We start from the raw sequence: 26707 nt of genomic DNA, 5'->3' as shown, positions 1-26707 counted from the left end.
CAACCACCACCCTCAACCCACCACCACAAAACCAAGCCATCCGAAAACAACCTGTTCACAACTCGGAACCTGTGGAATTCGGCAGCGCGACACACCAACGGCGACCCGAAACCTGACAATTTTCTGAAATCAGCCACATCTTGGACGAAAGTCCAGTAGAACTAGTTACAGTTTTGCTCAAACCGTCACGCACCCCGCTGAATGGAGTTCTACATGGCCCGCCGCTCACTTCGCCACGCAGTAGCAACCACTACATCCCTCGTTCTCATCGCCGCCGGCGTCACTGTTGGACTTGGAGCCTCGGTGGCGCAAGCAGCACCGGCATGCGCGCTCAACCAGTCGGTCACCGACAGTTGGGCCGGTTCCCTCGGGACGCCGTACACCGTCAGCAAGGAGGTTGTCGGCGACGGCAAGGTCGCCCCGGGACAGACGGTCACCTACCTGACAAAGGTTTCCGGTTCGGGAGCACTCGTCAATCAGATCCGCGATTTCCACCCGGCAGGATTCCAGCTGGTCAAGGCTCGCCTGAACGTCAAATGGCTTATCGGCGACCAGAAGTGGGACGACGTCACCAAGACCGTCGTCGTCGGCAACAACTCCGTGGTGGCAAAGGGCGGCGGATGGACCACTGCTGGTGGCGGCATCATCGCTCTGGAAACCACCTACAAGGTTCCCGATAACGCAGTTGTCGGCTCTCAGCTCGACAGCGGCGCCGGCACCAACATTGTGCTGGCGGCGGGCGACTGGGACATCAATCCGATGGGCGTGTGTGTCACCATCCGGCAGCCGAACCCCGTCGAGGCCGGCGCCGGAAGCCTCGAAGACATGGGCTTCGGCTCGCTCAACTCCGGATCGGGCCAAGTATTCGGCTCCCTCACCGACCCGCAGGGGTCGATGACCAATGTCATCAGCGGTGTCCTGGGCAATGTGCTCGGCAACATGAGCTGACTCAGTTCAGATTAGTAAATGGGCCGAGCCACCAGCATATGCTGGCAGCTCGGCCCATTTCAATGTTCTGGAAGTATCTTCGCCGTTGAAACCATCAATCACTTCCGGCGTTCCGACACCGAAGGTAGAAGCTTAGACATCGAACTGCGGTCTGGATCGCTCGAAGAGACAAGGCCATGACTTCACAGATTGGTACTAATCTCCAAAATCGAACTACCTACTGGTTTATCCCCGAGGAAGGCACACCCATTTTTATTCTATGCGTACCGTCCAGGCGGTCAACGTCGTAGAGCCACTGCTCCGCCCGCCAGCTCGATTTACAATTCGTTTCGAGGTAGACGGACAACCTATTGGCGAGCATGTCTGACTTTGAAGCGACAGTCGACCTGCACGAATTTTCCTATGCCGACAACTTAAGAACTCCGCGAAACTTTCACTTGTATAGTTTGTCTGACAGATTGCAGTTGCAATACAACTCACCCACAAACTGCGCAGCTCCCACAGCAGAAAGTTGGTTCTCAAGTGACGCAGCCACCCAACTCTCCATCTGACCAACCGAACCAAGAGCCCCGACCACCGGAATACTGGCTCGCTCAGCACCAAGCACCGTCGCCAGAATCGGATCAACCTTACGAACCCCATCCCGAGCACGAGACAGATTGGCGATTCGCTGGTGTACCGCCAGTTGGATTCGTACAGGCCGACTCTCCCCTCCCTTCCAACTACATGCCAAATATCGTGGCAGCTCTACTTGCATGTTTCGGGATAATCGTCGGAAGCCTCGGTCCATGGGTGACATTTCTCAACTTCTCAAAGTCTGGTGTCGACGGAGACGGCGTCCTAACACTCGTTCTCGGCGCGGTAGCAGCAATCGCACTGTTCACTATTCTATCTAGAGGAGGAAAGGCCAAATTTGGAGACCGGTGGGTCGCGCCAGCGGTAGGCGCAATCGCGGTCGTGATCGGAATAATCGACGCCATGAACGTTTCAGATGCAGAAGCGACGGTTTTTCGCACCACCGTTTCTCCATCGATCGGGTGGGGGCTTTGGGTTGTCCTCCTTTCTGGCGCAGCATTGTGTGTTACGTCTTCTACGGTTACGCAGATCGTCGGAAAGCGCTCACGATGAGGACATTTCTGATTTTTGTCTAATCGCCATCAAAATGCTGCCGTAACCGATTGACCGATCGTCGAGACGCAGCCCTGAACGAAGAATCCGATGCCAATGCCGACTCTCAGCCTCCGCAAAGCCAGCCTGGGTGTACTGAAGACTGCCACCCTCAGCATTTAGCCTGTCGACGCGAGCACGATCTATCAACTATCGTCTCCGAGTGTGCGACGTGGGTTTCCAACTCAGCGACTCACTGCATCAGCTTTCCCACCGTACTTGGCGGGCGTCGTACCGAAGGTTTCCCGAAATGCGGCGATGAACCCACTACTGGTCCGGTAACCCACTTGCGGGGCAACGTCATTGACACCCTCACCCCGCGCGAGCATCTCGAGCGACGCATACATTCGGGCGCGAGTCCTCCACTGTCCGAAGGTAATCCCGGTATCGGCGACAAAGGCTCGCATCAAGGTCTTGGAACTGACCCCGAGTTCGCCCGCCCACTCCCCCAGCGTCCGTGCGTCTGCCGGATCGGCAAGGATGCGGGCAGAAACCGAACTCGCCGCAGCATTGCGAGGAACCGCGAGGACGTCGTGCCGTTCGGGCGCGGCAGCAAGAATGTCGTAGAGCAACTCCTGACTCATCAACCGCCGAGCATCGTCGATGGTCCGATCTGCGAGATGGCGCAGCAATTGAGCGGACAAAGCATCGACTTCGAGAACCAGTGGCTGAGTCCACCTGGGCCCGCCAGGGCGTAGATCCGGACGCGCATAGGCCGCGATCATGCATCCCGCCGACAGAAGCGTCATGTCGTGGAGAACGGTGCCCGGCAACCAGACCAAGTGCTCGCTGTGCAGGTGCCACACGTTGCCCCCGGCAGCAATCTGCATCGTCCCTTCACTCATCCAGGCGATCTGATGCTCCGGGTGGCGGTGAGCCCCGTACGCGGTCACGCCCTCGACGACGTTGGTGTAGACCTGAAAATCTTTGAATGTCCGTCCGCGACTATCGGGCAGCGCTAGCAAGGACTTTGGGCGAGTCGAGTACTCGATAGTGGACATTTTGCGTCTTTCTGAGCGTATCCGAGTCCATCCGGAAGGATGGACCGACGATTCCGCAAAGGTTAGCCTCACTTTATTGCCGGCGCTACCAGTTCATTACTTCATGCGGAACTCAGATCATTCGCCCACCACCCCGAAGGAGCATGCACGTGCCCTCACGTAGCACCCGAATCCTCGCCGCCTTGTTCACGACGGCCGCGATCATCGGGTTCTCGACCGCCTGTGGAACCTCGCAAGGCGTCGACACCGCATCAGCGCTCCAGACCAACGACGCATTCCCCGTGACGATTGAGCACGCACTGGGTTCGACGACAATCGACGCCGCACCACAGCGCGTCGTCACACTCGGATACACCGATCACGAACCACTGCTTGCCCTGGGAGTTGAACCCGTCGGAATGGCCGAATGGTGGGGCTCCGGCCTGGATGAAAGCTGGCCGTGGACGGAGGACTACTGGAAGGGAAAGACTCCGACCTACATCAACAGCGGCGGAGACTTCAACTTCGAGCAAATCGCCTACCTCGCACCAGATCTGATCCTCGCGCTGTACGCCGACATCGACACGGAAACCTACAAGAAGCTGACCTCGATTGCGCCGACTGTCGCGCAGAGCAAGGACTACGACGCGTACACAACGCCGTGGACCGACATGACGCTCACCGCCGGGCGCGCCCTCGGCAAAGGACCACAAGCTCAGCAACTGATCACGGATACCGAAAACGCGTTTGCCGCCGCTCGCGCTGCACACCCGGAGTTCGCCGGGCAAACCGCAACGATCGTCAACCTCGACACTCCCGAGGGATACGTGTTCTCGTCGCACGACCCACGCGGCATTTTCCTCTCGTCACTCGGGTTCACCCTCCCTGCGACGGTCGACGCATTCGTCGGCGACCAGTTCGGCGACTGGCTGCCGAACGAGCGATACGACATCCTCGAACCCGTTGATCGTTTGATCGTGATGGCCGATCCGGAGGGAGAGAAGGCCCTCGCCGACAACACGCTCTACCAGCGACTACCCGCCGTGAAGAGCGGAAATGCGATAGTCGTGCGGTACACCGCAGATCCACCCGTCGGCGCGGCGATGTCCGGCAATACCGTCCTGAGCATTCCGTATGCCATCGACCAACTGACAGCCACGTTGTCGAAGTAAACTACAGGGCAGGTATCGAAAATATGTTCGAAGAGTGTTAACCTCGGGGTCAGGAAGCACTCACGGACATCGAGGATCACCATGGACGAGGTACCGGACACCGCGTTAGATCTGGCTCGACTGGTCGACGAGCTGACGGTTCTCGACCAGCGACGCGTCGACATCGGCGAGAGTTTGGTTCATCTCGAGTACCTCTACTCCCAGATGGGCGCACGGCAACAAGCAGATGCTGCCCGAAAAGCCTTCCAGGAGAAGTACGTCGGACGAATCTACGAACTCGCAGACGGCCTGCGAACCTGAAAAGGGGTTGCACACAACCACTGACCGAGCGCATGGTCATTCCTGCACGACACACCGGACCGATCGGTTCGGCTGTGAACTATGTGGGAGAAATCTGATGGAGAAGATCACCAAGAGGCTGTGGAACTGGGCATCGATACTCGACGAGAACACTCGCGAGCAAGCGCTGCGTACGTCCCAGATGCCTTTTGTCCGTCCACATCTGGCGCTTATGCCGGATGCGCACCTCGGTGCGGGAGCGACGGTGGGTTCGGTCATTCCGACGGAAGGCGCAATCATGCCCGCCGCCGTCGGAGTCGATATCGGCTGCGGAATGATCGCGGTCAAAACCCAGTTCAACGCACGCGACCTTCAAGGCCGCGACCTGAGCGTACTTCGCCACAGCATCGAACGCTCCGTCCCGCTCTCGGCAGGTGTCTACAACAAGACGCTGAGCGACACGGCGCAAATCCGCATCGCAGAACTCGAGGCGATGGCGGGCGATCGCCTGGCCTTCTACGACAAGTTCAAGAACAACTGGAGGTTTCAGCTCGGAACGCTGGGTTCTGGCAACCATTTCATCGAGGTGACACTCGATGAAAGCGACGGCGTCTGGCTGTTCCTGCACTCGGGAAGCCGCGGTATCGGAAACAAGCTCGCGCAGCATCACATCAAGATCGCCAAGGACTTGTGCGAGCGGTGGTACATCAACCTTCCCGATCCGGATCTTGCCTACCTGGTCGAGAAGACGCCCGAATTCGACTCGTACATCACCGATCTCAACTGGGCTCAGCACTTCGCTCTGCTCAACCGCGAAGAGATGATGGACCGCGTCGTGAAGGACTTCGCGCACTTCATGGGAGACGGCAAGCCCGCGATCATCGACGAAGTCGAGCGGATCAACTGCCACCACAACTTCACCCAGAAGGAGTTCCACATGGGCAGGGGTGTGTGGCTGAGCCGTAAGGGTGCGATCAAGGCCGACGAGGGCACGCCCGGGCTCATCCCCGGTTCGATGGGGACGGCGAGTTACGTCGTCGTCGGGAAGGGAAACGTACCGTCGTTCAAGTCCAGCCCCCACGGCGCGGGTCGGGTGTACGGACGTAACCAGGCACGCAAGATCTTCACCATCGAAGATCTCGACAAGGCAATGGTCGGCATCGAATACAAGCGTTCCGCGGCGTTCCTCGACGAGATCCCGGGTGCGTACAAGGACATCGACGTCGTGATGGACGACGCGAAGGACTTGGTCGAGATTCGACACACGCTGCGTCAGATTGTGAACGTCAAGGGCAACTGACCCCGCACAACTCCGCGAAATACGAAGTGCCCCGCCGATATCGGCGGGGCACTTCGTTGTCGAGATCAGTTTGGCAAGCGCAGATCAGTCAGGAAGGCGCAGATCCGGCTTGTCCAGCTCTTCGATGTTGACGTCCTTGAAGGTCACGACGCGTACGTATTTCACGAATCGCGCCGGGCGGTACATGTCCCACACCCAGGCGTCGGACATCCGCAGCTCGAAGTAGATCTCCCCGTCTGAATTGTGGGGCAGCAACTCGACCGTGTTGGCCAGGTAGAAACGTCGTTCGGTCTCCACGACGTAGGAGAACTGTCCGACGATGTCCCGGTATTCACGGTAGAGCGACAGCTCCATCTCGGTTTCGTACTTCTCGAGATCCTCGGCACTCATCGGTTTAGCCAGTCCTCCCAGTTCGTCTGAACGTCCATCATCCCGTACGGCCCGCGCGTTGTTCCAACCGGACTCCCGCAGCCACCACGTTGGCATAGGTCATGCGGTGCTCGGGGCACGGCCCCAGCTCGTCGAGTGCGTCCATGTGCAGTGGCGTGCTGTATCCCTTGTGAATCGCGAAGCCGTATCCCGGATGAGTGTCGTCCATCTCGGTCATCACACGATCTCGGGTCACCTTCGCGAGAACGCTCGCCGCGGCGATGCATGCAGCGGCGCCGTCACCGCCGATGACCGGTAGCGACGGAGCCGTCAGACCCGGAACCCGGAATCCGTCGGTGAGAACGTAGCCCGGTTCGAGGTCGAGGCCCGCAACTGCTCGTCGCATCCCCTCGATGTTGGCGACGTGGATGCCGATCTGATCGACTTCCGCAGCGGGAACAGAGATGACACTCCACGCCAACGCCAAGCGCTTGATCGCCGGGAAAAGCTCCTCGCGCGCACGTTCGGTCAGCTTCTTCGAATCGTCGAGCCGCGCGAGGGCTGCTTGCGGTTTCGGCGCCAGGACACACGCTGCAATGACAAGTGGACCAGCGCACGCTCCGCGCCCGGCCTCGTCGACGCCGGCCACCGGACCGAGTCCGGTTCGCGCCAACGCAGACTCCATCGTCCGCAGACCTGCCGATCTGCGAATGACAACGCGAGGGGGCCAACTACTCACTGTCTCTGCCTACTCGGAACTACGCGAATCCATGTGTGCGGTCCGACAACTCAGTTGCCCTGAATATCAGGCGCATCGATGCCGCCCATTCGCGACGGGGGAAGAACGATGAAACGAGCTTGACCGATGATGTTGTCGATCGGGACGGTTCCCTGGAACTCGTCGTCGACGTGGTAGCGCGAGTCGGCGGAATTGCTGCGGTTGTCACCCATGACCCACACGTGGCCCTCGGGAACGGTGATCGGTCCGAAGCAGCGGCCCGACTTCAATTCGGTGTCACACGTTTGCGTTCCCGGAGTGAACGGGAAATCCATCTTGATGTACGGCTCGTCGAGCGGCTTGCCGTCGACCAGGACTCGGCCCTGCTCGTCGCAGCATTCGACGGTCTGGCCGCCGGTAGCGATCACTCGCTTGACCAAGTCGTTCTCGTCCGGCGGAACGAGGCCGACCCACGAACCGACCTCTTGAATGCCGCGGACGACAACGTTGTCGGACCGATTGGACACATATTTCGTGTTCCACGAATCGGGTCCCTTGAAGACGACGACGTCGCCGGGTTCCGGATCGCCGAAGCGGTATCCGATCTTCTCCACCACGATGCGGTCACCGGTACATCCCGCACAGCCGTGCAGTGTCGGTTCCATCGACTCGGATGGGATGAGAAAAACTCTGAAGACAAATGCCTGAAGGACGATGCTGAGTACCAGCGCTACGCCGATCAGAACAGGGAGTTCTCGCAGAAACGATCGCTGTTTCTTCTGCGGCCGATGTGAGGTCGGTTCCGCGGAACCGCTTGATCCCTCGTGATTCTCGGGTCCGGACGACAATGCCTGCTCCTTCGAAGAATCTGCCACAGAAACCAGATTAGCCCGACACCGCGCGTACGCGGTGCCGGGCTCATCGGAAAGATCAGCGCTTTTCCTTGATCTTCGCCTTCTTGCCACGAAGCTCACGGAGGTAGTACAGCTTGGCGCGACGGACGTCACCGCGGGTCAGAACCTCGATGGAGGCCAGCGTGGGGCTGTGAACCGGGAAGGTGCGCTCGACGCCGACGCCGAAGGAGACCTTACGGACGGTGAAGGTCTCGCGAACGCCGCCGCCCTGGCGACGAATAACGACGCCCTTGAAGACCTGCACGCGCTCCTTGGAGCCTTCGATAACCTTGACGTTCACGTTGAGCGTGTCGCCGGGACGGAACTCGGGGATGTCGTCGCGGAGCGACTTTTTGTCCAGGAAGTCCAGGGTGTTCATATGTCATCCTTGCATTTCGCAGGAGCAGAGGAACCGAGCGGCACGCGTTTCGGTCTCCCGAAACGGCGCTCGTCTGGTTCGTGCCCAGATCAAGTGCTGCTGCCTGGTCCAGGCAACCCGTCCATTGTGCCAGACGCGGATACCAGCGGGGAAATCGGTGGCGGCGGAGCTGCGTGGATGGTGTGGTCCAGTTCCTGCTCGGCCGCGGTCATCGCATGTTCGACGCTCGGCGATCCGGCAATCAGATCCTGAACGTAGATCTTGGCCCGGATGACGGGCCGACGCCATTTCCGTTCACGTTCGAGCGCGCGGTTCATCCGTTTCGGCTTGCGCGTGTACCGCCAGCGAGCCCACGGTGCACCCGGCCGGCTCAGGCGGACCGCTCCGATTACCAGCAACGGGAAAACGAACAGACCGACGAGCCCCGTCCAAATCTTCCCCTTGAGAATCACGATGGCTGCCAAGGCGAAGTTGATCAACGCGACGAAAACGAAGACCAACTTGATCCACGGATCGCGTTCTTCACGGAATCCGGCGACGTCGAGAAGTTCGAGCGGGCGGAAACCCAGCAGCACCAGGCCGGTCACGGCGATCGCGACGAAGACCGCATCCACCGAGGTCCGACCTTGTTCGGACCAGTACACGTCCTTCAGATAGAAGATCAGTGCGAACTCGTCGAGCACCAACGCCGCACCCATACCGAAGATCGCCGCCAGGACGGCACCGGTGGTCTGCGAACCATCGACGTAGACCGCGATCAACGCACCACCGGAGATCATCATGGCGATCACACCGAACACGACGTGATGCACATGCTGGCCTCCGGGCGCGATGTTGCCCGGCCACCATTTCACTTGCGCGCGAATCATCCGGACGCTGAGGCGGATGAAAAGGAAGGCGGACAGGAACCCGAGCAGGAAGAACAGCAACGGCAATCGGCCATGGGCGATGATCTCGCGCTCGAGCCACTCCCGCATCACTGTCCTCCCTTCACCGAATTCATGATCCGACCCTGATCGGATTCATACCGCCAACCGACTCGATTGTGACGATACGGACTTCGAAAACCCGGCGGACGGATTTACTTGCCGAAGCCCGCCTTGCGCAGAGCGTCGGCCATCGACCCGGCAGCAGGCGCGCGGTTGTCCGGTCGCTGCTCGCGTCCGCCCTGGCGTCCGCCATTTCCTCGTTGCTGCCCCTGCCCTTGACGCTGGCCCTGCGGCTGGCCCTGCCGCTGGGGTTGCCCACCTCGCTGGCCTTCGGACTTGCGGGGCGCTCCCACCTCGTCGTCGAGACGAAGCGTCAGCCCGATGCGTTGGCGTGCCTCGTCCACTTCGAGGACCTTCACCTTGACGACGTCACCTGACTTGACGACCTCGCGTGGGTCCTTGACGAAGTTGTGTGACATCGCCGAGACGTGAACCAGACCGTCCTGATGAACTCCGATGTCGACGAAGGCACCGAAGGCTGCGACGTTGGTGACCACGCCTTCGAGGGTCATGCCGGGCTTGAGATGCGCGACCTTCTCGATACCTGCGGCAAAGGTTGCGGTCTTGAATTCGGGTCGTGGATCTCGTCCCGGCTTCTCCAACTCGGAGATGATGTCGGTGACGGTCGGTAGACCGAATCGCTCGTCGACGTAGTCGGACGCCTTGACCGATCGAAGTGCCTGCGAGTTTCCGATCACGGTGCGCACGTCCCCGCCTGCACTCGCGACGATCTTGCGAACCACCGGATATGCCTCCGGGTGGACGCTCGACGCGTCGAGAGGGTCGTCGCCGTCGGTGATCCGCAGGAAGCCTGCGCACTGCTCGAATGCCTTGGGTCCCAGGCGGGAGACATCCTTGAGACCCTTGCGGGATTTGAACGGACCGTTCTGGTCCCGATGCGCGACGATGCTCTCTGCAAGGGATCCTGCAATTCCGGACACCCGAGCAAGCAGCGGCACGGACGCGGTGTTGACGTCGACGCCGACCGAGTTGACGGCATCCTCGACGACGGCGTCGAGGGAACGCGAGAGCAGCGATTCGGTGATGTCGTGCTGGTACTGACCGACGCCGATGGACTTGGGATCGATCTTGACCAACTCCGCCAACGGATCCTGCAAGCGACGCGCAATGGACACCGCACCGCGAATCGAGACGTCGAGGTCGGGAAGTTCCTGCGACGCGTAGGCCGAAGCCGAGTACACCGATGCGCCTGCCTCGGAGACGACGATCTTGGTCAGGTTGGGCGCGCCGGTCTTCTTGATCAGTTCGGTAGCGAGCGTGTCGGTCTCGCGTGAGGCCGTGCCGTTGCCGATGGCGATCAGTTCGACGCCGTGTTCAGCGACCAGTCCGGCAAGCGTCGCGAGAGCCGCGTCCCACTTGTTCTGCGGCTGGTGCGGGTAAATCGTCTCGTAGGCAACAACTTTGCCGGTTCCGTCGACGACGGCAACCTTCGTTCCGGTGCGGAATCCGGGGTCGAGACCCATGGTGGGTCGGGCGCCGGCGGGAGCTGCGAGGAGTAGATCCTTGAGGTTGGTGGCGAAGACGTCGACGGCGTCCTTTTCGGCCGACTGCCGCAGACGCATCCGAGTGTCGATACCGAGCGTGACGGCGAACTTCGTCTTCCACGCCCACTTGACGGTGTCGAGAAGCCACCCGTCGGCGGCCCGACCACGGTCGGCGATCTCGAACCGCGACGCGATGCGGCCTTCGTAGACCGTGCGCTCCCCCGGCGCGAGTTCTTCGGTGTCTGCCGCCATGTTGAGCGACAGCACTTCTTCCTTCTCGCCGCGCAGGACGGCGAGGATGCGGTGCGAGGGCAATTTGGAGAACGGTTCCGAGAACTCGAAGTAGTCAGCAAACTTCGAGCCATCGGTTTCCTTGCCCTTGCGGACCGAGGAGACGACCTGGCCGCGATTCCACATCAGCTCACGCAATTCACCGACCAGATCGGCGTCCTCGGCGAAGCGCTCGACGAGGATCGACCGGGCACCGTCGAGCTGCTCGTCCGAATACTTCGCGGGATCGGTGGTGGGATCTCCGATGAGAGCATCGGCGACGGGCTCGTGGCCGGCCTCGCGGGCGATCTGCGCCTTGGTGCGCCGCTTCGGCTTGAAGGGGAGGTAGATGTCCTCCAGCCGCGCTTTCGTCTCGGCCAGCATGATCTGACCGCGCAGTTGATCGTCGAGTTTGCCCTGAGAGTCGATCTCCGTGAGCACGGCGTCACGACGGTCGTCGAGCTCGCGGAGATACCGCAGCCGCTCGTCCAGGAGTCGCAGCTGGGCGTCGTCGAGCGTGCCGGTGACTTCCTTGCGGTACCGGGCGATGAAGGGCACCGTGGCTCCGCCGTCGAGAAGGTCGACTGCTGCTGCAACCTGGCCTTCGCGGACGTCGAGTTCCTCGGCAATGCGCTGGTTCACGGTCTTGAGAATCACGAGATCCGACCCTACCGCTATCCTGAGACAAGAAGATCGGCAACAGTGCCGTGTCAGGGCTACCGGGGGAAACAAATGAGTACGCGGTACGTCCGGATTGCCGCAATGGTGGCCGCAGTTACTTTTGCGGCTTCGTGCAGCGGTGGACAGAACCCGGATGATCCGATGCAGACCCCCGCCTTTCCCGACACCAATGTTCCGGTAGCCGAGACCCTCGACGGCCGTCTGGGACAGGCTCAGGTGGCTGCGCTCGGGCGTGGTGCGGACGTCTCCATCGCCATCCTCGACCGCTCCTCGGACAAGTACCTCGACGTCGCCGGTGACCAGCAGATCGAAACAGCCTCGGTGGCAAAACTTTTCATCGCCGAGGATCTACTTCATCAGGATGCGCGCGGTGAGCGACCCATCACGGACGACGATCGCACCCTCATGGCGGCGATGCTCGAATCCTCCGACGACACCGCAGCCAACCTCCTGTGGGACGAGGTCGGCGGCCAAGAGGTGATCACCCGCGTCGCCGAGCGTTACGCACTGACCGCGACGACGCCGCCCTGGGACGGAATGTGGTGGAACACCGAGACCACGACACGTGACCTGGTCACCTTCTACAGCGGTGTCCTCGACGACTCCGATCAACTCGGACCTGAACGGGTCGAGCAGTTCGTCGAGTACCTGCGGCAATCCACTCCCGAAGGAACCGACGGTTACGACCAGAGATTCGGCCTGCCCGAGGCCTTGTTCGGCGAGCCCGTCATAGGAGTCAAACAGGGCTGGATGTGCTGTGTCGAGGACAAGTGGATCCATCTGTCCACCGGCATCGTCGGTGACGACAACCGATACATCATCGCGATCGGTTCGCGAGAAGACGTCCAGTACACGGATGAGGACAGCTTCTATCCCGACACCTCGTTCACCGATGCCGTCGACGACGAAAGTGCATTGCACGCACGCGACACGGTCACCGGCGTCACGCAGATTCTCTTCCCGAGCGGAAGCATCGACGACTGGGCAGCGGCATCCACGACCGCGGATTCGGCGATGCCCGAAGCTTCCGGGCCCTGATTCGATCCAACGCGGTCGTGTTCGTCCTCAAGACTGCTTGTACTCGAGCACCGAACCGATGACACGGTCCTGTTGTTCGAACGTGAGCATGGGCCACAGCGGCAGTCGAAGGATCGACGCGGAGAACTCGGCACTACGCACGCACGGCTGCGGTGTTCGTCCGTAGCGCACACCGGCCGCACTCGTATCGAGCGGAACGTAGTGGAACGGCGCCACGATTCCGTCACCGGCAAGGTGCCGAATCAAGCCGTCACGGCTCTCTTCGGTCGGCATCTTGAGATAGAACAGGTGCGCAGTGTGCTCGCGATCATCGGGCACCGCCATGGGCACGACACCGTTCGCGGCCGCCCACTCGCCCAGACTCACGCTGTAGGCATCCCAGACGCGATGCCTGGCCGCCTGAATCGCGTCGAACTCGGAGAGTTGTGCGTCGAGGACGGCGGCATTGAGTTCACTGGGCAGATAACTCGACCCGATGTCCTGCCACGAATACTTGTCGACCTGCCCGCGCAGGAAACGCGCACGGTCGGTCCCCTTCTCACGGATGATTTCGGCGCGAGTCATCAACTGATCGTCGGAGAGCAACAGCGCGCCGCCCTCACCGCAGTGAACGTTCTTGGTGTCGTGAAAACTCTGCGTTCCGATAGTTCCGATGGTGCCGAGCGAGCGCCCGCGCCACTTTCCGCCGAGTCCGTGAGCGTTGTCTTCGATCAACGCAACGCCGTGGAGTTCCGCGAGGTCGAGGAGAGGTTCCATGTCCGCGGCGACTCCGCCGTAATGCATGACCAGTACAGCTTTGGTGCGTTCGGTGATCGCCGCCGCGACGCACGCCGGGTCGATGTTGCCGGTACTCGGATCGATGTCGACGAAAACAACAGTGGCCCCGCGCAACGCGACGGCGGTCGCCGCCGAACTGAACGCGAAGCTCGGAACTATTACCTCGTCGCCCGGGCCCAATTCGAGCAGCAGCGCACCCAATTCGAGTGCATGCGTGCACGAGGTGGTCAGCAGAGCATGCGTGGATCCGGTGATCGCCTTGAGCGCTGCAGTCGCGGACTTGGTGAAACGTCCGTCACCGTGAATGTGGTCGGACTCCAGAACCGTTGCCAGATTCGACAATTCGTTCGATGCCCGATAGGGGCGGGAGAAGATGATGCGATCAGTGCTCACGACTACGCCGATCGATCGAGGTTCCGGGCCGCGGGGAGTCGACAGTCAGATACAGCGGCTTTCCGACAAGGACGTGCAGTGCCACACCGAGATATTCGGCAATGAGTCCGAGCGAGAACAGGATCGCACCCGAACAGACCAGCAGCGCCATGATGATCGACGCCCATCCTTCGGGATCATTGTTGTCGCCGGTCATGGCCCCGATGAAGATCACCGCGGCCATGATCACACCGGCCGACGCCAGGGTGACTCCGAGCAGGCTGACCAGCCGCAGACCGCGTGTTCCGCTACACAACACCATCTTCCAGAACAACGAGAACAAACGGCGGTAGTTGTACCCGGATTCTTCGCGGCCTTCGGCTCGAAGTGTCACCGGCGCCGTGGCCGTGTTACCGACAACCCACGTCAGCGCAACGTCCAGATACACGCCGTTGGCCGCGACGCCGGCCAACTGTCGGCCGATGTCACCGCGGATCAGGCGATAACTTTCGAATCTCGTCGAATCAGGGAACGCGAATACCGTCGCCAAGACGATCTTTGCGCCGCGCGAGGTCAGGTTCCGCAAGAATCCGTGCGGGCGTGTGTTCGTGGGTTTGGAATACACGAGATCGGATCGCTCCGTCAGCGCGGTGTCGAGGAAAGCCCCGATGTGCACCGGGTCGTGCTGGCCGTCCTCGTCCATCGTCACGATCCACTGTCCAGTTGCAGCGGCCATGCCGGCGATGGTCGCCGCGTCCTGGCCGTAGTTGCGGCTGAGCCACACGACACGCACCTGCTTGAAACGGCGCTCCAATTCGAGTAACACGACGTCGGAGCGGTCCGGGCCGTTGTCGTGAACCAGCACGATCTCGTCGACGGAGAACTGCGCACCACCGGGCGTCGCACTCGGTGTGCCCAGGCCGTCCAACTCCTCGACGAGCGCCGTGATCGTCTTTTCGCCCTGATAAACGGGCACTACGACGGAAATCGAGTGCACTCGCTTCCACTCCCTTCAGGGGGCTCGACTGGCGCCGAGAGACAGGCACGATCGGGCCCACACCGTCGCGAACTTTAACACGCAGAGATGTCTTGACTTCGGATGCCGGCGGCGCGTGACGCGCTCGCGTCTCCGTACGCCCCACCTGCCCTGTTAAGGTCTGGAACTCGTGGTGGAAACTCGCACTCTCGCCCGGGCAGACGTGTACAAGTGGGGCGCCGTCACGGCGATCGGTGTCATCGCCGGTTATCTGGCCGTGGTGCTCGCGAATGCTCGTCACTTCTACACCGACGACACCGAGTCCCAATACGCGCCGCTGTGGGTCATGCTCGGCCGCAGTCTGCGAGAAGGACACCTCCCGGTGCTCGTCCCCGAGAACTGGATGGCGGGCAACTACGCGATCGAGGAAGCAGGCCTTCTCAATCCACCGCAACTCCTCATCGACCTGATCGCACCGTCCTTCGACAACCTGGCGTTGTACGCGACGATCGTGAAGTTGATCTTCGCGATCATCCTTGCACTCGGCGTCTATCGGATCTGCCTCGAGTACGGCTCGAAGCCCACGTGGGCTGCCGTCGCCGGCGTCTCGATTCCGTTCACCGGTTTCCTGCTGTTCTTCGACTCGGCCAGTTGGATGACTGCCTTCACCGGCACTGCCTGGATGGTTCAGGCGTGGGCGTCGGCAATCCGCTACGCCCGAGGTAAGAGCGGTCCGATCCCGACCTTCGTGTTCTTGTATCTCGCGATGTCGGTCCAATATGTTTTCCCCGCAGTCGAATCCGGCTTGATGATCGGCGCGGTCGCAATCGGCGAAGTTGTCTATCAGCGGCGTTGGCTGCCGTCACTGCGGCTTCTGGCGGTGTCCGCGTGTGCCGCTCTGGCCGGTCTCGCGACGTATCTGCCGAGCCTGCTCACCGCGGACGTCACCTGGCGCGGTGCATCCGAAGTCAAGAACGATGCATTCCTCGCCGTCCCGTGGTCGGAATCGCTGAACGCGAGCCTGCCGAGCACGATGCCCGCGTTCACCTCGTGGTGGGGATACATCCAGACCATGCCCATGGTCTACATCGCCTGGTTCCTCATACCCGCCCTGGCATTCATCGACTGGGGCAAGGCACGCGCCGCGGCACGCGAATTGACCGCCGTCGGGATCTTCACGGTCGCCGTCCTCATGTGGACTGCCGGGCCGAGCACGATCGGCCCACTGCGGTGGCCCGCTCGCGTGCTTCCGATGGTGGCCATCGGACTCCTGCTTCTGGTGTGCATCCTGCTCGGGCGTTACGCCACGACCGACAAGTTGCGCGGGCGCTGCGTTGCAGCGGGAATCCTCGTGGGCCTGCTTCTGATTCGGTCAGCCTCGGCAGCTCCCGGGCTCGCGAAATGGCATGTGATCTCAGCCCTGCTCGTTGCCGCACTCGGCGCCGCGATGGTCTGGCTCGGCCGTACCAAAGGCACTGCTTTCGCATGCCTCGTAGCGATCGTCGCGGTCTCCCCCATCGCCTACTCCCAGGTTCGGGCCGCGCAACCAACCCCGATGAGCTGGAACCTGCCCGAATCCCGCTCGGAGATGAAAGAGGCCTTCCCCGACTTCGAAGGCACGACACTGCAACTGGGCGACCGTGCACTCATCGCACCCGGGGACAAAACCCTCGACGGAGCGTACGGTTCCCTGGCTTTCGGCAACTACCCCAAAGACCTCGAACTGACCTACACCAGCGGCTACACCCCCAACGGGCACTTCTACTTCGGTGATCTGCTCTGCATGCGCTGGGACATGAGCGTCTGCCCCGACGCCTTTCGGCGCGCATTCACCGTCGAACCCACCACCGGCCGCACCATCGTCGACCTGATGAACGTGGACCGCGTCGTACTTCAGAACGCTCTCTACCCCGATGCACGCAAGAACCCGGCTCCCGACGGATGGAAATGGGTCGACTACCCCGGACACGAGAACTACATCTCGGTACTCGAACGCGTCGACGGCCCCGTCTCGACACGCAACGGACGCATCGCCGACGCCCACGGCGTCGAGGCTACGTCGATCGCGGAATCGAACATGTCGAGCACCCTTCGTGTCAGTTCGGAGACCGGCGGCAAGGTTGTGTTCGCACGGCTCGGCTGGCCCGGATATCGGGCAAGCATCGACGGTCAGCCTGTCCCGATCGACGTCGTCGCGAAGTCCTTTGTCACCGTGGACATTCCCGCCGGGACGAAGGACGCAGAGCTTGTCCTGACGTGGCGTCCCCCGGGATGGAAGGTCGGCGGCGCTTCGATGGTCGCCGGAGTCCTCGGACTCGGCGTGCTCGAGTGGATGTATCTGCGGAACCGACGCAAGGACGGGATCAATACCGTGAAAACCGAGTCTTCATGACCGAAGACATCGCATCACCCGAGAATCCCGGCCCACTGCTTCGGGTGGTCAAGCATCAACCCATCGCATTTGCCATTGTCGGAGTGGCTAATACGGCGATCGGATACGTGCTCTTCGTGATCTGGACACTGATCCTCGACAACAAGGATCTGTATCAAGTGGCTGTGATCGGCGCGTACTCCATCAGCGTCCTCATCGCTTTCGTTCTGCATCGGACTCTCGTTTTCCGCGTCCGCGGACATGTGGCACGCGACCTGGGAGCGTTCATCGTCGTCAATTCCGGTGGCCTCGTGCTGAATCTGATACTCGGAACAATCGCGGTGTCGATTCTGCATGCCCCGCCGCTTCCCGCCCAGGCGGTTGTCATGCTGATCGTCGCCGGTGTGAGCTTCTTCGGTCATCGATACTTCTCGTTCCGCCGCAAACCTGCCGAACGACACTGACCTTCTACGATTCGCGGGGTAACGCTCGATCCACCGCCGCCTCGACGATCGTCCGAATATCTTCCTCTCCGAACAGGTCCGGCAATGTGAGTCGATCCAGTGCGAGCCAGTTCAGCGACAAATAGAGCAGGCGAACGGTCATCGCATCACCCGGCACGCCCGACGCCAGATGATTGGCTACGTTCAGATCGAAGTCTTCTCGGATGCGGACGGTCAGCACCGCTCGCAGGTCCGGTCGACGCGTCGCCTCCAGTCGCAACTCCATGAGCGCGAGGAAACCCGTTCCGAACGAGGTGACGCGCTCGACCACGTCGAGCATGAGCGTCACCAGGCGCTCACGATCGGTGCCGTTGACGGGATAGATCATCCCTTCGAGGTCCTCCGGAATCAGTCGCTCGTAGATCCGGCCACCCGCTTGAGTGAGCAGGTCGTCGCGATTGGAGAAGTAGTTCGACGCTGTCCCGTTCGGCACTGCTGCCTGGGCGTCGACGGCTCGAAACGTCAAGCCTCGAGCACCCTCTCGGGCCAACACCTCGATTGCCGCGTCGATCAGGGCAAGCCGGCGTTCCGGGTTCTTTCGCACTTGACATCACTCCTGACACGACCCTAAGTTAAACCACTACAAACATAGTACTACGAACGGAGCGTTATATGCGAAAGCTTGTGTACTACGTGGGAGCTTCCCTCGACGGATACATCGCGGGGCCTGGTGGCGAATTCGATTTCCTCCCGGTCTCCGAACAGATCACGGCCTGGATATGCGATCGATATCCTGAAACCGTGCCAACGCATGTGCGGCCCGCTCTCGGAATCGAGGACGCTCCCAACAAGACCTTCGACACGGTCGTCATGGGCCGCGGCTCCTACGAGCCCGGGCTGGCCGCCGGAGTGAAAAGCCCCTTCGCGCACCTGCGTCAGTTCGTCGTCTCCACAACCATCCCTGACGCCGAGGATCCCCCCGTCACCATCGTTCGCGCCGATCCGCTTGGGGTAGTCAGATCTCTCAAAGAGGAAGAAGGACAAGATATCTGGCTGTGTGGCGGCGGAACTCTCGCCGGCGAACTACTACCGGAGATCGACGAGTTGATCATCAAGAGGTATCCGGTAGTCGCCGGCGCAGGCATACCGATGATCAGAGGTAACTTCGAGCCGACACCGTTCACACCGACTGCAACCGAATCGCTCGACGACGGCGCAAGCATCACCTGGTTGAAGCGAAATACCTAAGGAAGAAGATCCGGTCGACGCTCGGCCGTGCGCTGCAGCGACTGCTCATGGCGCCACGCTTTGATCTTCGCGTGATCACCGGAGAGAAGCACCGGCGGAACTTCGAGGTCGCGCCACACAGCCGGGCGAGTGTAGCTAGGCCCTTCGAGAAGGCCGTCGGAAAACGAATCCTCTTGGTGTGAAAGCTGATTGCCGAGAACGCCGGGCATCAGTCGCACGACAGCCTCGACCATCACCAGCACCGCTGCTTCGCCGCCGATCAGGACGTAATCGCCGATGCTGACTTCTTCGACTCTGACCCGCTTGGCGGCGTCGTCGAAAACCCGTTGATCGATACCTTCGTATCGGCCGCAGGCAAACACAAGGTGCTTGGCGTTGGACCAGCGGTGCGCGGTCTCCTGGGTGAACGGAACGCCGGCGGGAGTGGGCACCACCAGAATGGTCTCGGCATCATCGGGGCCGGAAGAATCGGAGCGCCCGATCACGTCGTCCAGTGCCGGGCCCCAGACGGTGGGTTTCATGACCATGCCGGGTCCGCCGCCATACGGGGAATCGTCGACGGCTTTGTGCACGTCATGGGTCCACGACCGAAGATCGTGGACGTCGACCGAGATCAAGCCACGTTCGATTGCCTTGCCCAGCAAGGCAGCACGAAGCGGTTCGAGATACTCGGGAAAGATGGTGACGACGTCGAGACGCATAACAAACGATCAGTCGTTGTCTGAGTTCGAATTGTCGCTGTTCGACTTGTCGCCGAAGTCCGGGTCGAGCAGTCCCTCGGGAGGCTCGATCACCACGACACCGTCGGCGATCGACACCGAGGTGACGATGGCGGCGACAAACGGGATCAGCAATTCGCCGGATGCCTCACCGGTACGGCGAATCGAAAGCAATTCGCCTGCGGCGGAATGCAATACCTCGATGACCGAACCGACCTCGGCACCGTCCGTGAGGACGACCTTCAGTCCTTCGAGTTCGTGATCGTAGAACTCGTCCGGATCATCCGAAGGCTCGAGTTCGGAACTGTCGATGACAAACAGTGTGCCGCGCAACGCATCTGCGTCGCCACGGTCACTGACGCCTTCGAGGCGCAGCAGAAGCCGCCCGGAATGATCCCGGGCGGCTTCCACTGTGTACGACTTCAGTGTGGACTCGCGCGGCTTGCGCCCACGCAGCACGGAACCTACGGCAAAACGATCCTCGGGCTCGTCTGTACGAACCTCGACTACCAATTCACCTTTGATGCCATGCGACTTCGCGACACGACCGACTACGAGTTCCACCTGTTTACTGCCGTCTACTGATCGGTGTCGACGACATCAACACGGATACCGCGGCCACCGATGCCGGAGACCAAGGTCCGCAGAGCGGTCGCAGTGCGACCACCCCGACCGATGACCTTGCCGAGATCGTCTGGGTGCACGTGCACCTCGACGGTCCGTCCCCGACGTCCGGTGATCAGCTCGACGCGCACATCGTCGGGATTGGCGACGATGCCACGCACGAGATGCTCTACCGCATCAGCGACGACGGCACTCACTTGTCAGCAGCCTCGGCGTCTGCAGCGGGAGCCTCGGCGTCAGCCGCGGTGTCTTCTGCCTTGGCCTCGTCAGCCTTTGCAGCCTTCTTCTTCTTGGGGGTGATTGCTTCTGCAACCGGCTCGTTCTCGGCCTGCGCGAGCGCAGCCTGGAAGAGCTCGAGCTTGGTGGGCTTGGCTTCCTTGACGCGCAGGGTGCCTTCGGTGCCCGGCAGGCCCTTGAACTTCTGCCAGTCACCGGTGATCTTGAGGAGTGCCTCGACGGGCTCGGTGGGCTGTGCGCCCACGGACAGCCAGTACTGAGCGCGCTCGGAATCGATGTCGATCAGCGAGGGCTCTTCCTTGGGGTGGTACTTGCCGATGGTCTCGATCGCACGGCCGTCACGACGGGTGCGCGAGTCGGCGATGACAACGCGGTACTGAGCGTTGCGGATCTTGCCGAGGCGGGTGAGCTTGATTTTGACAGCCACAGCTGCAGTTCTCCTTCAGCGCGCACAACAGTGCTGCGCATGTCACGTGCAATTCAGCGACCCACACGATTTGTGAGCCCGGTTTTGCCTCTATCCTGTGACCGTCGCAGCGGTACGTAACCGGTTGCGACGAACAATGGTCCATTGTGCCAGATGGGTGGGCTCGTTCGGAAACCACCCTGTGCGCGCTTCGAGAGTGCGGGGACTCCCTAACCACTCACGGGGGTTCCGCGGAGGATCACACGCATCGGCTTCGCGAGCACAGCGGGGTTTCCGCGCGGATCTTCGGAATAAACCACCAGGTCGGCGGGCGCTCCTTCTTCGATCCCCTGCGCACCCAGCCAACTCCGCGCGTCCCAGCAGGCTGCGCCCAGCGCCTGATGCGCCGTCAAACCGGCAACTTCGAGTTCGGCGATCTCGTCGGCGATCCGCCCGTGCCTGATCGATCCGCCGGCATCCGTTCCGGCATAGATCGGAATCCCGGCCTCGTGAGCGGCACCGATCGTCCGATGTCGACGAGCGTGCAGATCCCGCATGTGCGCCGCGTAGATCGGATACCGCGTGGCAGAGTCCGCGATCTCGGGGAAAGTTGCGATGTTGATCAGCGTCGGAACCAAGGCCGTGCCGTGCGCGACCATCAACTCGATGGTCGCGTCCGTCAATCCGGTGCCGTGCTCGATGCAGTCGATGCCGGCGTTGATCAGGCCGGGCAGAGCATCCTCGGCAAAGACGTGAGCGGTGACCCTTGCGCCTTCGGCATGGGCGGCAGCGATGGCCTCGACCAGAATCTCGTCGCTCCACAACGGGGCGAGGTCACCGATGGAACGATCGATCCAGTCCCCGACGAGCTTGACCCAACCGTCACCGGCGCGTGCCTGACGCACCACCTCGGCCGGCAACTGAGATTCGTCGTCCAGGTCGACCGGCAGGCCCGGGATGTACCGCTTCGGTGCTGCGATGTGCTGACCTGCGCGAATGATCCGCGGCAGATCGAGGCGCTCGTCGATGAACCTGGTGTCGACCGGCGATCCGGCGTCGCGGAGCAACAGCACGCCCGCGTCACGTTCGGTCTTCGCCTGCCCCAGCAAGCCGTCGACGGTTTCGCCGCCGCCACCGCCGTAGCGGATACCGACGTGACAGTGCGCATCCACGAGACCCGGTGTGATCCAACCCGATTCGACGATCGTCTCCGCACCGGACACCGGCTCGAAGGAAATCAGCCCGTCGACGATCCACAATTCGATCGGCTCGGCATCGGGCAGACCGATACCCCGCAGATGAAGCGCAGCCACCGACTACTTCTTGGGCAGCTTGAGCTGGGAGAGATCGATGCCTTCCAGTCCGGGCGGCAACTGATCGAGACCCTTGGGCATGTTCGACAGGTCGGGCATACCGGCCGGCATTCCGCCGGGCATACCCGGGAATCCGCCCATGCCGGGGAATCCTCCGCGCATCTTGGGCTGCGTCGGGCCCTTGCCGCCCTTCTTGCCCTTCTTGCCCTTCTTGCTGCGAACCTGCTTACGCGCGCCGGGCATACCCATACGGCCGGCCATGGCAGCCATCATCTTGCGGGCTTCGAAGAAACGGTCCACCAACTGGTTGACGTCGGAAACCTTGACGCCCGAACCGTTCGCGATGCGCAGTCGGCGTGAGGCGTTGATGATCTTCGGATCGTCGCGCTCGGCCGGCGTCATACCGCGGATGATGGCCTGAATGCGATCGAGTTGCTTCTCGTCGACGTTGGCCAGCGCGTCCTTCATGCCGCCGGCACCCGGCAACATACCGAGGAGGTTGCCGATCGGGCCCATCTTGCGGACGGCCATCATCTGATCGAGGAAGTCTTCGAGGGTGAGCTGACCGGAACCGATCTTCGCTGCGGTCGCTTCGGCCTGATCGGCGTCGAACACCTGCTCGGCCTGCTCGATGAGGCTCAGGACATCGCCCATGCCGAGGATCCGGCTGGCCATGCGATCGGGATGGAAGACGTCGAAGTCTTCGAGCTTCTCGCCGGTGGACGCGAAGAGGATCGGCTGGCCGGTGACCTCGCGGACGCTCAGCGCGGCACCACCGCGGGCGTCGCCGTCGAGCTTGGTGAGGACGACACCGGTGATGCCGACTCCCTCACGGAAAGCGTCGGCCGTGCTGACCGCGTCCTGACCGATCATGGCGTCGAGGACGAAGATGGTCTCGTCCGGGTTGACGGCGTCACGGATACCGGCGGCCTGCGCCATCAGCTCCGAGTCGATACCGAGGCGACCGGCGGTGTCGACGATCACGACGTCGTAATGCTTGTTGCGTGCTTCTTCGACGCCGGCGCGGGCGACCTCGACGGGGTCGGCTGCGGAAACGCCCAGTGCGTTCTCGCCGCCGCCGATGGAGGTGCCGGGGTGCGGCGCGAAGACTGCGGCGCCTGCACGCTCACCGACGATCTGAAGCTGAGTGACGGCGCCGGGACGCTGAAGGTCACAGGCGACGAGGAGGGGCGTGTGCCCCTGATCCTTGAGCCACTTGGCCAACTTTCCGGCCAGCGTGGTCTTACCGGAACCCTGCAGACCGGCCAACATGATGACCGTCGGCGGCGTCTTGGCGAACTGCAGTCGACGGGTTTCACCGCCGAGAACCTCGACCAGTTCTTCGTTGACGATCTTGACGACCTGCTGAGCCGGGTTCAGTGCACCCGAGACCTCGGCGCCCTTGGCGCGTTCCTTGATCTTGGCGATGAAGCTGCGCACTACGGGAAGCGCGACGTCGGCCTCGAGCAGGGCAAGGCGGATCTCGCGGGCCGTAGCGTCGATGTCGGCGCCGGACAGACGACCCTTGCCACGCAGATCCTTGAGAGATCCGGTCAATCTGTCGGAAAGGGATTCGAACACCGAGTGCGCTCCTGAAGGTCGTGCGAGTTAGCCGTGGATATTCTCGGGCACCAGCCTAGCCGCTACGCCCGCACCGATCCCAGCCGATGCGGGCGTAACTGCCGAAACCGGTCCGTCAATCCTCTTTCTTCTTGGGTTGTGGCACCGGAACCACCGCCAGCACCGCCTCCTCGACGCGCTCTCGCGCCGCGCGGGTATCGGCCTCACCGAAGTCGAGGCAGAACGCGTCGACCACCGAGGAACCCAAGGTGGCGACCTTCGCCCACCGGATGTCGGCTCCACTGTGTTCGAGTGCTGCGGCCAGTCGGCAGAGCAGGCCGACGCGGTCCTCGGTACGCAATTCGAGGATCGCCTGACCGTCACCGGGCGCGTCGAACCAGATGACCCGCGGCGGCGCCTGCGCATAGAGCACCGGAACCGCGGAATCCTTGTTGGTCTGGATCGGGTCGTCCCACTGCTCTGCCCGTGCCTCCTCGTCCTTCGCGTCGAGAAGTTCGAGCAAATTCAGTTCACCGGCCGAAGCCCGGATCAATTCCTGCCGGAGCAACACCGCCTGCGGGGGTGTGCCGAACCTCGGCGTCACGACAAACGAGTTGACCGCCGAACCTGCATGCGACCCCAGCGATGCGGAATGCACCCGCAACGACTGCAGCGCCAGAACTCCGGCAGCCCGAGACAGCAGCCCGGGTGCGTCGGGCGCGATGACGGTCACGACGTAGGTGTGCGCATTCTCGGCCGGAACGAGCGAGACGTGAACCCCGCCCTCCTCGGCGATGGCCAATTGCTCGGGAGCGAGTGGATCGGGTTGCGGGAGCTCCTCCCCTGCCATCAGCAAACGACAACGACGCACCAGCTCGCCGATCAACGACGACTTCCAGTCGCCCCAGACACCAGGCCCGGTGGCCAGCGAATCCGCTTCCGCCAACGAATGCAGGAGATCGAGAAGGGTCCCGTCTCCCTCGAGTGCGTCGACCACTCGCTGCACCGTTGCCGGATCGTCTAGGTCGCGACGGGTGGCGGTTTCCGGCAACAGCAAGTGGTAGCGCACCATCGCCGTCAACGTCGCGACGTCGGAAGGCCAGAGTCCCAAGCGATTTCCGATCGCGGTGGCCAATTCGGCACCGACGACGCTGTGGTCTCCCCCTCGCCCCTTCCCGATGTCGTGGATCAACGCACCGAGCATGAGCAGATCCGGCCGAGCGACGCGAGTGGTGAATCCGCTTGCATACGCGGCGGTTTCGACCAGGTGCCGATCCACCGTCCACGTGTGGACGGCGTCGCGCGGCGGAAGATCGCGAATGGTCCCCCACTCCGGCAGGAGTCGACCCCAGAGCCCGGTCCGGTCCATCGCCTCGATCACCGGAACCGCACGCGATCCCGAACCCAGCACGACCAAGAGATCGTTGACTGCATTTTTCGGCCACGGTTCACGCAATTCGGGGGCATTGTCCGCCAGGCGATTGAGCGTCGACGCGGAGATCGGCATGCCGTTGGTGGCCGCCGCTGCCGCGACCCGCATCACCAGACCGGGATCCTTCTTCGGTCTCGCATCGCGCGCCAGAACTACTTCGCCGGCATGCTCGACGACGCCCTCGTCCAGTGGTCGTCGCACCGGCGCGCGACGCAGCCGCGACAAACCACGCCGGGGCAAGGAGTTTCCGGCGGTACGGATACCGACGTCGACCGAATAGCTGATGGTGCGCGCCGATTCGCTGAGAAGTCGCGCCAGATCGAAGCGATCACCGATCCGTAGCGCCGCACCGATCTCGTCGGCGTCCTGTGCTCGCAGTTGGTCGCGGGCGCGACCGGCAACGCGGTGAAGTTCGGTGCGCACGTCGAGCAACCGCCTGTGCGCAAGTGCCAGACCGCCGCCGGGCGAGTTGGGTCCCAGCCCCGGCATCCCGTCGGTCAATTGCGCGATGGAAAGGGCGTTGAGCAGTTGGACGTCTCGCAGCCCGCCACGACCGCTCTTGAGATCCGGTTCGGCGCGATGGGCGATCTCGCCGCTGCGCTCCCACCTCGTACGGGTCTGGGTGATCAATTCGTCGAATCGGCTGCGGATGTCCATGCGCCACTGTCGTCGCACACCACTGATCAACAAGTTGCTCAGCTCCACGTCGCCCGCAATGTGGCGTGCTTCGAGCATTCCGAGTGCTGCCGTCATGTCGGTGGCCGCAACCTGAAGCGCCTGCGGAAGCGTCCGCACGCTGTGGTCGAGTTTGATGTGCGCGTCCCACAACGGGTACCACAGGCTGTCCGCAACCTGGGCCACGACTGCTGGGTCCATGTCGTCGTGCAGCAGAATCAGATCGAGATCGGAATACGGCAACAGTTCGCGTCGGCCGAGACCACCCACGGCGACGATGGCAAACCCACAATCCGGTTTGATGCCCAGTTCGGTCCCCTTGGTGGTCAACCAGAATTCGTGCAGATCGACCAGTGCATGTCGCAGCGCGGGGGCGTCGAGCCTCCTGTTCTTGACGCCTCCGGTGAGTAGGGCCTTGCGTGCGCGGGCCAGGTCCGCAGCTTCGTCGGATCCCCCTGACGAGACCGGCCCTGGCCCCGTCGCTTTCGCGACGGAACCAGGGCCGAAGTTCTCGGACCCTTTCGGGTCAGAGTGCATCGCCACCGCGTTCCCCGGTGCGAACCCGGATGACCGACTCGACTGGCGAGACCCACACCTTGCCGTCACCGATCTTGCCGGTTCGAGCGGCCTCGACGATCACCTCGACCACCTTGTCAACGGCCGCGTCGTCGACGACGACCTCGACCCGGACCTTGGGTACGAAGTCCACGGAGTACTCCGCGCCTCGGTACACCTCGGTGTGGCCCTTCTGTCGGCCGTAGCCCTGAACTTCGCTGACTGTCATACCCAGCACTCCGGCCTGCTCGAGTCCGGTCTTGACGTCCTCGAGCGTGAACGGCTTGACGATTGCTGTGATCAGCTTCATG

The 26707-nt window shown here is 62.1% G+C and carries 26 protein-coding genes; 8 read left to right on the top strand and 18 right to left on the bottom strand.

Annotation, left to right across the window (positions count from 1 at the left end; all coding sequences use genetic code 11):
- Positions 1-213 precede the first annotated feature (213 nt).
- Positions 214-948: a hypothetical protein gene (locus BH682_RS11970; RefSeq protein ID WP_030535439.1), complete on the top strand. Its 735-nt coding sequence runs from the start codon at positions 214-216 to the stop codon at positions 946-948.
- A 1352-nt stretch (positions 949-2300) separates the two neighbouring features.
- Here the strand turns inward: BH682_RS11970 and BH682_RS11960 are convergent.
- Entirely contained in the window at positions 2301-3116 is an 816-nt protein-coding gene (locus tag BH682_RS11960) for a helix-turn-helix transcriptional regulator (RefSeq protein WP_075832958.1), read from the bottom strand.
- A 143-nt stretch (positions 3117-3259) separates the two neighbouring features.
- Here BH682_RS11960 and BH682_RS11955 point away from each other — a divergent pair, with 143 nt between their 5' ends.
- From BH682_RS11955 to BH682_RS11945, 3 genes are all read left to right on the top strand, one after another.
- A complete protein-coding gene (locus tag BH682_RS11955) occupies positions 3260-4267 on the top strand; it encodes an iron-siderophore ABC transporter substrate-binding protein (protein WP_223304440.1) in 1008 nt (335 codons plus the stop codon).
- Between the two features lie 81 nt (positions 4268-4348).
- Positions 4349-4567: a hypothetical protein gene (locus tag BH682_RS11950; RefSeq protein WP_003942716.1), complete on the top strand. Its 219-nt coding sequence runs from the start codon at positions 4349-4351 to the stop codon at positions 4565-4567.
- A 97-nt stretch (positions 4568-4664) separates the two neighbouring features.
- Positions 4665-5846 carry an RtcB family protein gene (locus BH682_RS11945; protein WP_075832957.1) on the top strand — a complete coding sequence of 394 codons (1182 nt, stop codon included), beginning with the start codon at positions 4665-4667 and terminating at the stop codon, positions 5844-5846.
- Between the two features lie 84 nt (positions 5847-5930).
- Here the strand turns inward: BH682_RS11945 and BH682_RS11940 are convergent, their stop codons facing one another.
- The 6 genes from BH682_RS11940 to BH682_RS11915 all read right to left on the bottom strand — a co-directional run bounded on the left by BH682_RS11940 (position 5931) and on the right by BH682_RS11915 (position 11626).
- Positions 5931-6236: a DUF2469 domain-containing protein gene (locus tag BH682_RS11940; RefSeq protein WP_003942715.1), complete on the bottom strand. Its 306-nt coding sequence runs from the start codon at positions 6234-6236 to the stop codon at positions 5931-5933.
- A 37-nt stretch (positions 6237-6273) separates the two neighbouring features.
- Complete coding sequence (locus BH682_RS11935) at positions 6274-6954, bottom strand: ribonuclease HII (RefSeq protein ID WP_024487346.1); 681 nt, start codon at positions 6952-6954, stop codon at positions 6274-6276.
- Positions 6955-7004: 50 nt separating this feature from the next.
- Entirely contained in the window at positions 7005-7808 is an 804-nt protein-coding gene (gene lepB, locus BH682_RS11930; RefSeq protein WP_172403453.1) for a signal peptidase I, read from the bottom strand.
- A gap of 55 nt (positions 7809-7863) precedes the next feature.
- Complete coding sequence (rplS, locus tag BH682_RS11925) at positions 7864-8205, bottom strand: 50S ribosomal protein L19 (RefSeq protein WP_003942791.1); 342 nt, start codon at positions 8203-8205, stop codon at positions 7864-7866.
- A gap of 89 nt (positions 8206-8294) precedes the next feature.
- Positions 8295-9182 carry a hypothetical protein gene (locus BH682_RS11920; RefSeq protein ID WP_003942742.1) on the bottom strand — a complete coding sequence of 296 codons (888 nt, stop codon included), beginning with the start codon at positions 9180-9182 and terminating at the stop codon, positions 8295-8297.
- A 104-nt stretch (positions 9183-9286) separates the two neighbouring features.
- Entirely contained in the window at positions 9287-11626 is a 2340-nt protein-coding gene (locus tag BH682_RS11915; RefSeq protein ID WP_007729297.1) for a Tex family protein, read from the bottom strand.
- 75 nt (positions 11627-11701) lie between these two features.
- On the opposite strand from BH682_RS11915, the gene BH682_RS11910 reads away from it, so the two are divergent.
- Positions 11702-12688: a serine hydrolase gene (locus BH682_RS11910; protein ID WP_007729299.1), complete on the top strand. Its 987-nt coding sequence runs from the start codon at positions 11702-11704 to the stop codon at positions 12686-12688.
- A 27-nt stretch (positions 12689-12715) separates the two neighbouring features.
- On the opposite strand, the gene rffA is transcribed toward BH682_RS11910, so the two are convergent.
- Together rffA and BH682_RS11900 are read right to left on the bottom strand one after the other, a co-directional pair.
- Complete coding sequence (gene rffA / locus BH682_RS11905) at positions 12716-13858, bottom strand: dTDP-4-amino-4,6-dideoxygalactose transaminase (RefSeq protein ID WP_075832955.1); 1143 nt, start codon at positions 13856-13858, stop codon at positions 12716-12718.
- Positions 13848-14834 carry a glycosyltransferase gene (locus BH682_RS11900; RefSeq protein WP_075832953.1) on the bottom strand — a complete coding sequence of 329 codons (987 nt, stop codon included), beginning with the start codon at positions 14832-14834 and terminating at the stop codon, positions 13848-13850. Before BH682_RS11900 ends, rffA begins: the two co-directional genes overlap by 11 nt.
- Before the next feature lie 172 nt (positions 14835-15006).
- On the opposite strand from BH682_RS11900, the gene BH682_RS11895 reads away from it, so the two are divergent.
- Positions 15007-17205 (top strand): hypothetical protein, encoded by a 2199-nt coding sequence (locus tag BH682_RS11895; protein ID WP_075832951.1) that lies wholly within the window; start codon positions 15007-15009, stop codon positions 17203-17205.
- Complete coding sequence (locus tag BH682_RS11890) at positions 17202-17648, top strand: GtrA family protein (RefSeq protein ID WP_030535434.1); 447 nt, start codon at positions 17202-17204, stop codon at positions 17646-17648. The genes BH682_RS11895 and BH682_RS11890 overlap by 4 nt, the downstream gene beginning before the upstream one ends.
- 4 nt (positions 17649-17652) lie before the next feature.
- Here the strand turns inward: BH682_RS11890 and BH682_RS11885 are convergent, their stop codons facing one another.
- Positions 17653-18231: a TetR/AcrR family transcriptional regulator gene (locus BH682_RS11885; RefSeq protein WP_075832949.1), complete on the bottom strand. Its 579-nt coding sequence runs from the start codon at positions 18229-18231 to the stop codon at positions 17653-17655.
- A 68-nt stretch (positions 18232-18299) separates the two neighbouring features.
- On the opposite strand from BH682_RS11885, the gene BH682_RS11880 reads away from it, so the two are divergent.
- Positions 18300-18875, top strand: a complete 576-nt coding sequence (locus tag BH682_RS11880) for a dihydrofolate reductase family protein (protein WP_075832947.1) — start codon at positions 18300-18302, stop codon at positions 18873-18875.
- On the opposite strand, the gene trmD is transcribed toward BH682_RS11880, so the two are convergent.
- The 8 genes from trmD to BH682_RS11840 all read right to left on the bottom strand — a co-directional run bounded on the left by trmD (position 18872) and on the right by BH682_RS11840 (position 26706).
- A complete protein-coding gene (trmD, locus tag BH682_RS11875; protein ID WP_003942745.1) occupies positions 18872-19576 on the bottom strand; it encodes a tRNA (guanosine(37)-N1)-methyltransferase TrmD in 705 nt (234 codons plus the stop codon). The genes BH682_RS11880 and trmD overlap by 4 nt on opposite strands.
- A 9-nt stretch (positions 19577-19585) precedes the next feature.
- Complete coding sequence (gene rimM, locus BH682_RS11870; RefSeq protein ID WP_064688991.1) at positions 19586-20158, bottom strand: ribosome maturation factor RimM; 573 nt, start codon at positions 20156-20158, stop codon at positions 19586-19588.
- A 14-nt stretch (positions 20159-20172) separates the two neighbouring features.
- Positions 20173-20415 (bottom strand): RNA-binding protein, encoded by a 243-nt coding sequence (locus BH682_RS11865; RefSeq protein ID WP_003939023.1) that lies wholly within the window; start codon positions 20413-20415, stop codon positions 20173-20175.
- Positions 20412-20882: a 30S ribosomal protein S16 gene (gene rpsP, locus BH682_RS11860; RefSeq protein WP_003942818.1), complete on the bottom strand. Its 471-nt coding sequence runs from the start codon at positions 20880-20882 to the stop codon at positions 20412-20414. Before rpsP ends, BH682_RS11865 begins: the two co-directional genes overlap by 4 nt.
- 209 nt (positions 20883-21091) lie before the next feature.
- Positions 21092-22174, bottom strand: coding sequence for an amidohydrolase family protein (locus tag BH682_RS11855; protein WP_065455564.1), 1083 nt, complete (start codon positions 22172-22174; stop codon positions 21092-21094).
- 3 nt (positions 22175-22177) lie between these two features.
- Positions 22178-23755 carry a signal recognition particle protein gene (gene ffh, locus BH682_RS11850; RefSeq protein WP_003942713.1) on the bottom strand — a complete coding sequence of 526 codons (1578 nt, stop codon included), beginning with the start codon at positions 23753-23755 and terminating at the stop codon, positions 22178-22180.
- Between the two features lie 115 nt (positions 23756-23870).
- Positions 23871-26378: a [protein-PII] uridylyltransferase gene (locus BH682_RS11845; RefSeq protein WP_003942689.1), complete on the bottom strand. Its 2508-nt coding sequence runs from the start codon at positions 26376-26378 to the stop codon at positions 23871-23873.
- Entirely contained in the window at positions 26368-26706 is a 339-nt protein-coding gene (locus tag BH682_RS11840) for a P-II family nitrogen regulator (RefSeq protein ID WP_003942772.1), read from the bottom strand. The genes BH682_RS11845 and BH682_RS11840 overlap by 11 nt, the downstream gene beginning before the upstream one ends.
- Position 26707: the final 1 nt, after the last annotated feature.

Source organism: Rhodococcus sp. YL-1, from assembly GCF_001942025.1.
GTDB lineage: Bacteria > Actinomycetota > Actinomycetes > Mycobacteriales > Mycobacteriaceae > Rhodococcus_F > Rhodococcus_F qingshengii.
The sequence above is the reverse complement of the archived record's forward strand: the minus strand, read 5'-3'. Positions and strand labels throughout refer to the sequence as shown.

Excerpts from the sequence above, each read along its gene's own strand:
- BH682_RS11970 (WP_030535439.1), top strand. The coding sequence starts at position 214 with ATGGCCCGCCGCTCACTTCGCCACGCAGTAGCAACCACTACATCCCTC.
- BH682_RS11960 (WP_075832958.1), bottom strand. The coding sequence starts at position 3,116 with ATGTCCACTATCGAGTACTCGACTCGCCCAAAGTCCTTGCTAGCGCTG.
- BH682_RS11955 (WP_223304440.1), top strand. The coding sequence starts at position 3,260 with ATGCACGTGCCCTCACGTAGCACCCGAATCCTCGCCGCCTTGTTCACG.
- BH682_RS11950 (WP_003942716.1), top strand. The coding sequence starts at position 4,349 with ATGGACGAGGTACCGGACACCGCGTTAGATCTGGCTCGACTGGTCGAC.
- BH682_RS11945 (WP_075832957.1), top strand. The coding sequence starts at position 4,665 with ATGGAGAAGATCACCAAGAGGCTGTGGAACTGGGCATCGATACTCGAC.
- BH682_RS11940 (WP_003942715.1), bottom strand. The coding sequence starts at position 6,236 with ATGAGTGCCGAGGATCTCGAGAAGTACGAAACCGAGATGGAGCTGTCG.
- rplS (WP_003942791.1), bottom strand. The coding sequence starts at position 8,205 with ATGAACACCCTGGACTTCCTGGACAAAAAGTCGCTCCGCGACGACATC.
- BH682_RS11920 (WP_003942742.1), bottom strand. The coding sequence starts at position 9,182 with ATGCGGGAGTGGCTCGAGCGCGAGATCATCGCCCATGGCCGATTGCCG.
- BH682_RS11910 (WP_007729299.1), top strand. The coding sequence starts at position 11,702 with ATGAGTACGCGGTACGTCCGGATTGCCGCAATGGTGGCCGCAGTTACT.
- BH682_RS11890 (WP_030535434.1), top strand. The coding sequence starts at position 17,202 with ATGACCGAAGACATCGCATCACCCGAGAATCCCGGCCCACTGCTTCGG.
- BH682_RS11880 (WP_075832947.1), top strand. The coding sequence starts at position 18,300 with ATGCGAAAGCTTGTGTACTACGTGGGAGCTTCCCTCGACGGATACATC.
- trmD (WP_003942745.1), bottom strand. The coding sequence starts at position 19,576 with ATGCGTCTCGACGTCGTCACCATCTTTCCCGAGTATCTCGAACCGCTT.
- BH682_RS11845 (WP_003942689.1), bottom strand. The coding sequence starts at position 26,378 with ATGCACTCTGACCCGAAAGGGTCCGAGAACTTCGGCCCTGGTTCCGTC.
- BH682_RS11840 (WP_003942772.1), bottom strand. The coding sequence starts at position 26,706 with ATGAAGCTGATCACAGCAATCGTCAAGCCGTTCACGCTCGAGGACGTC.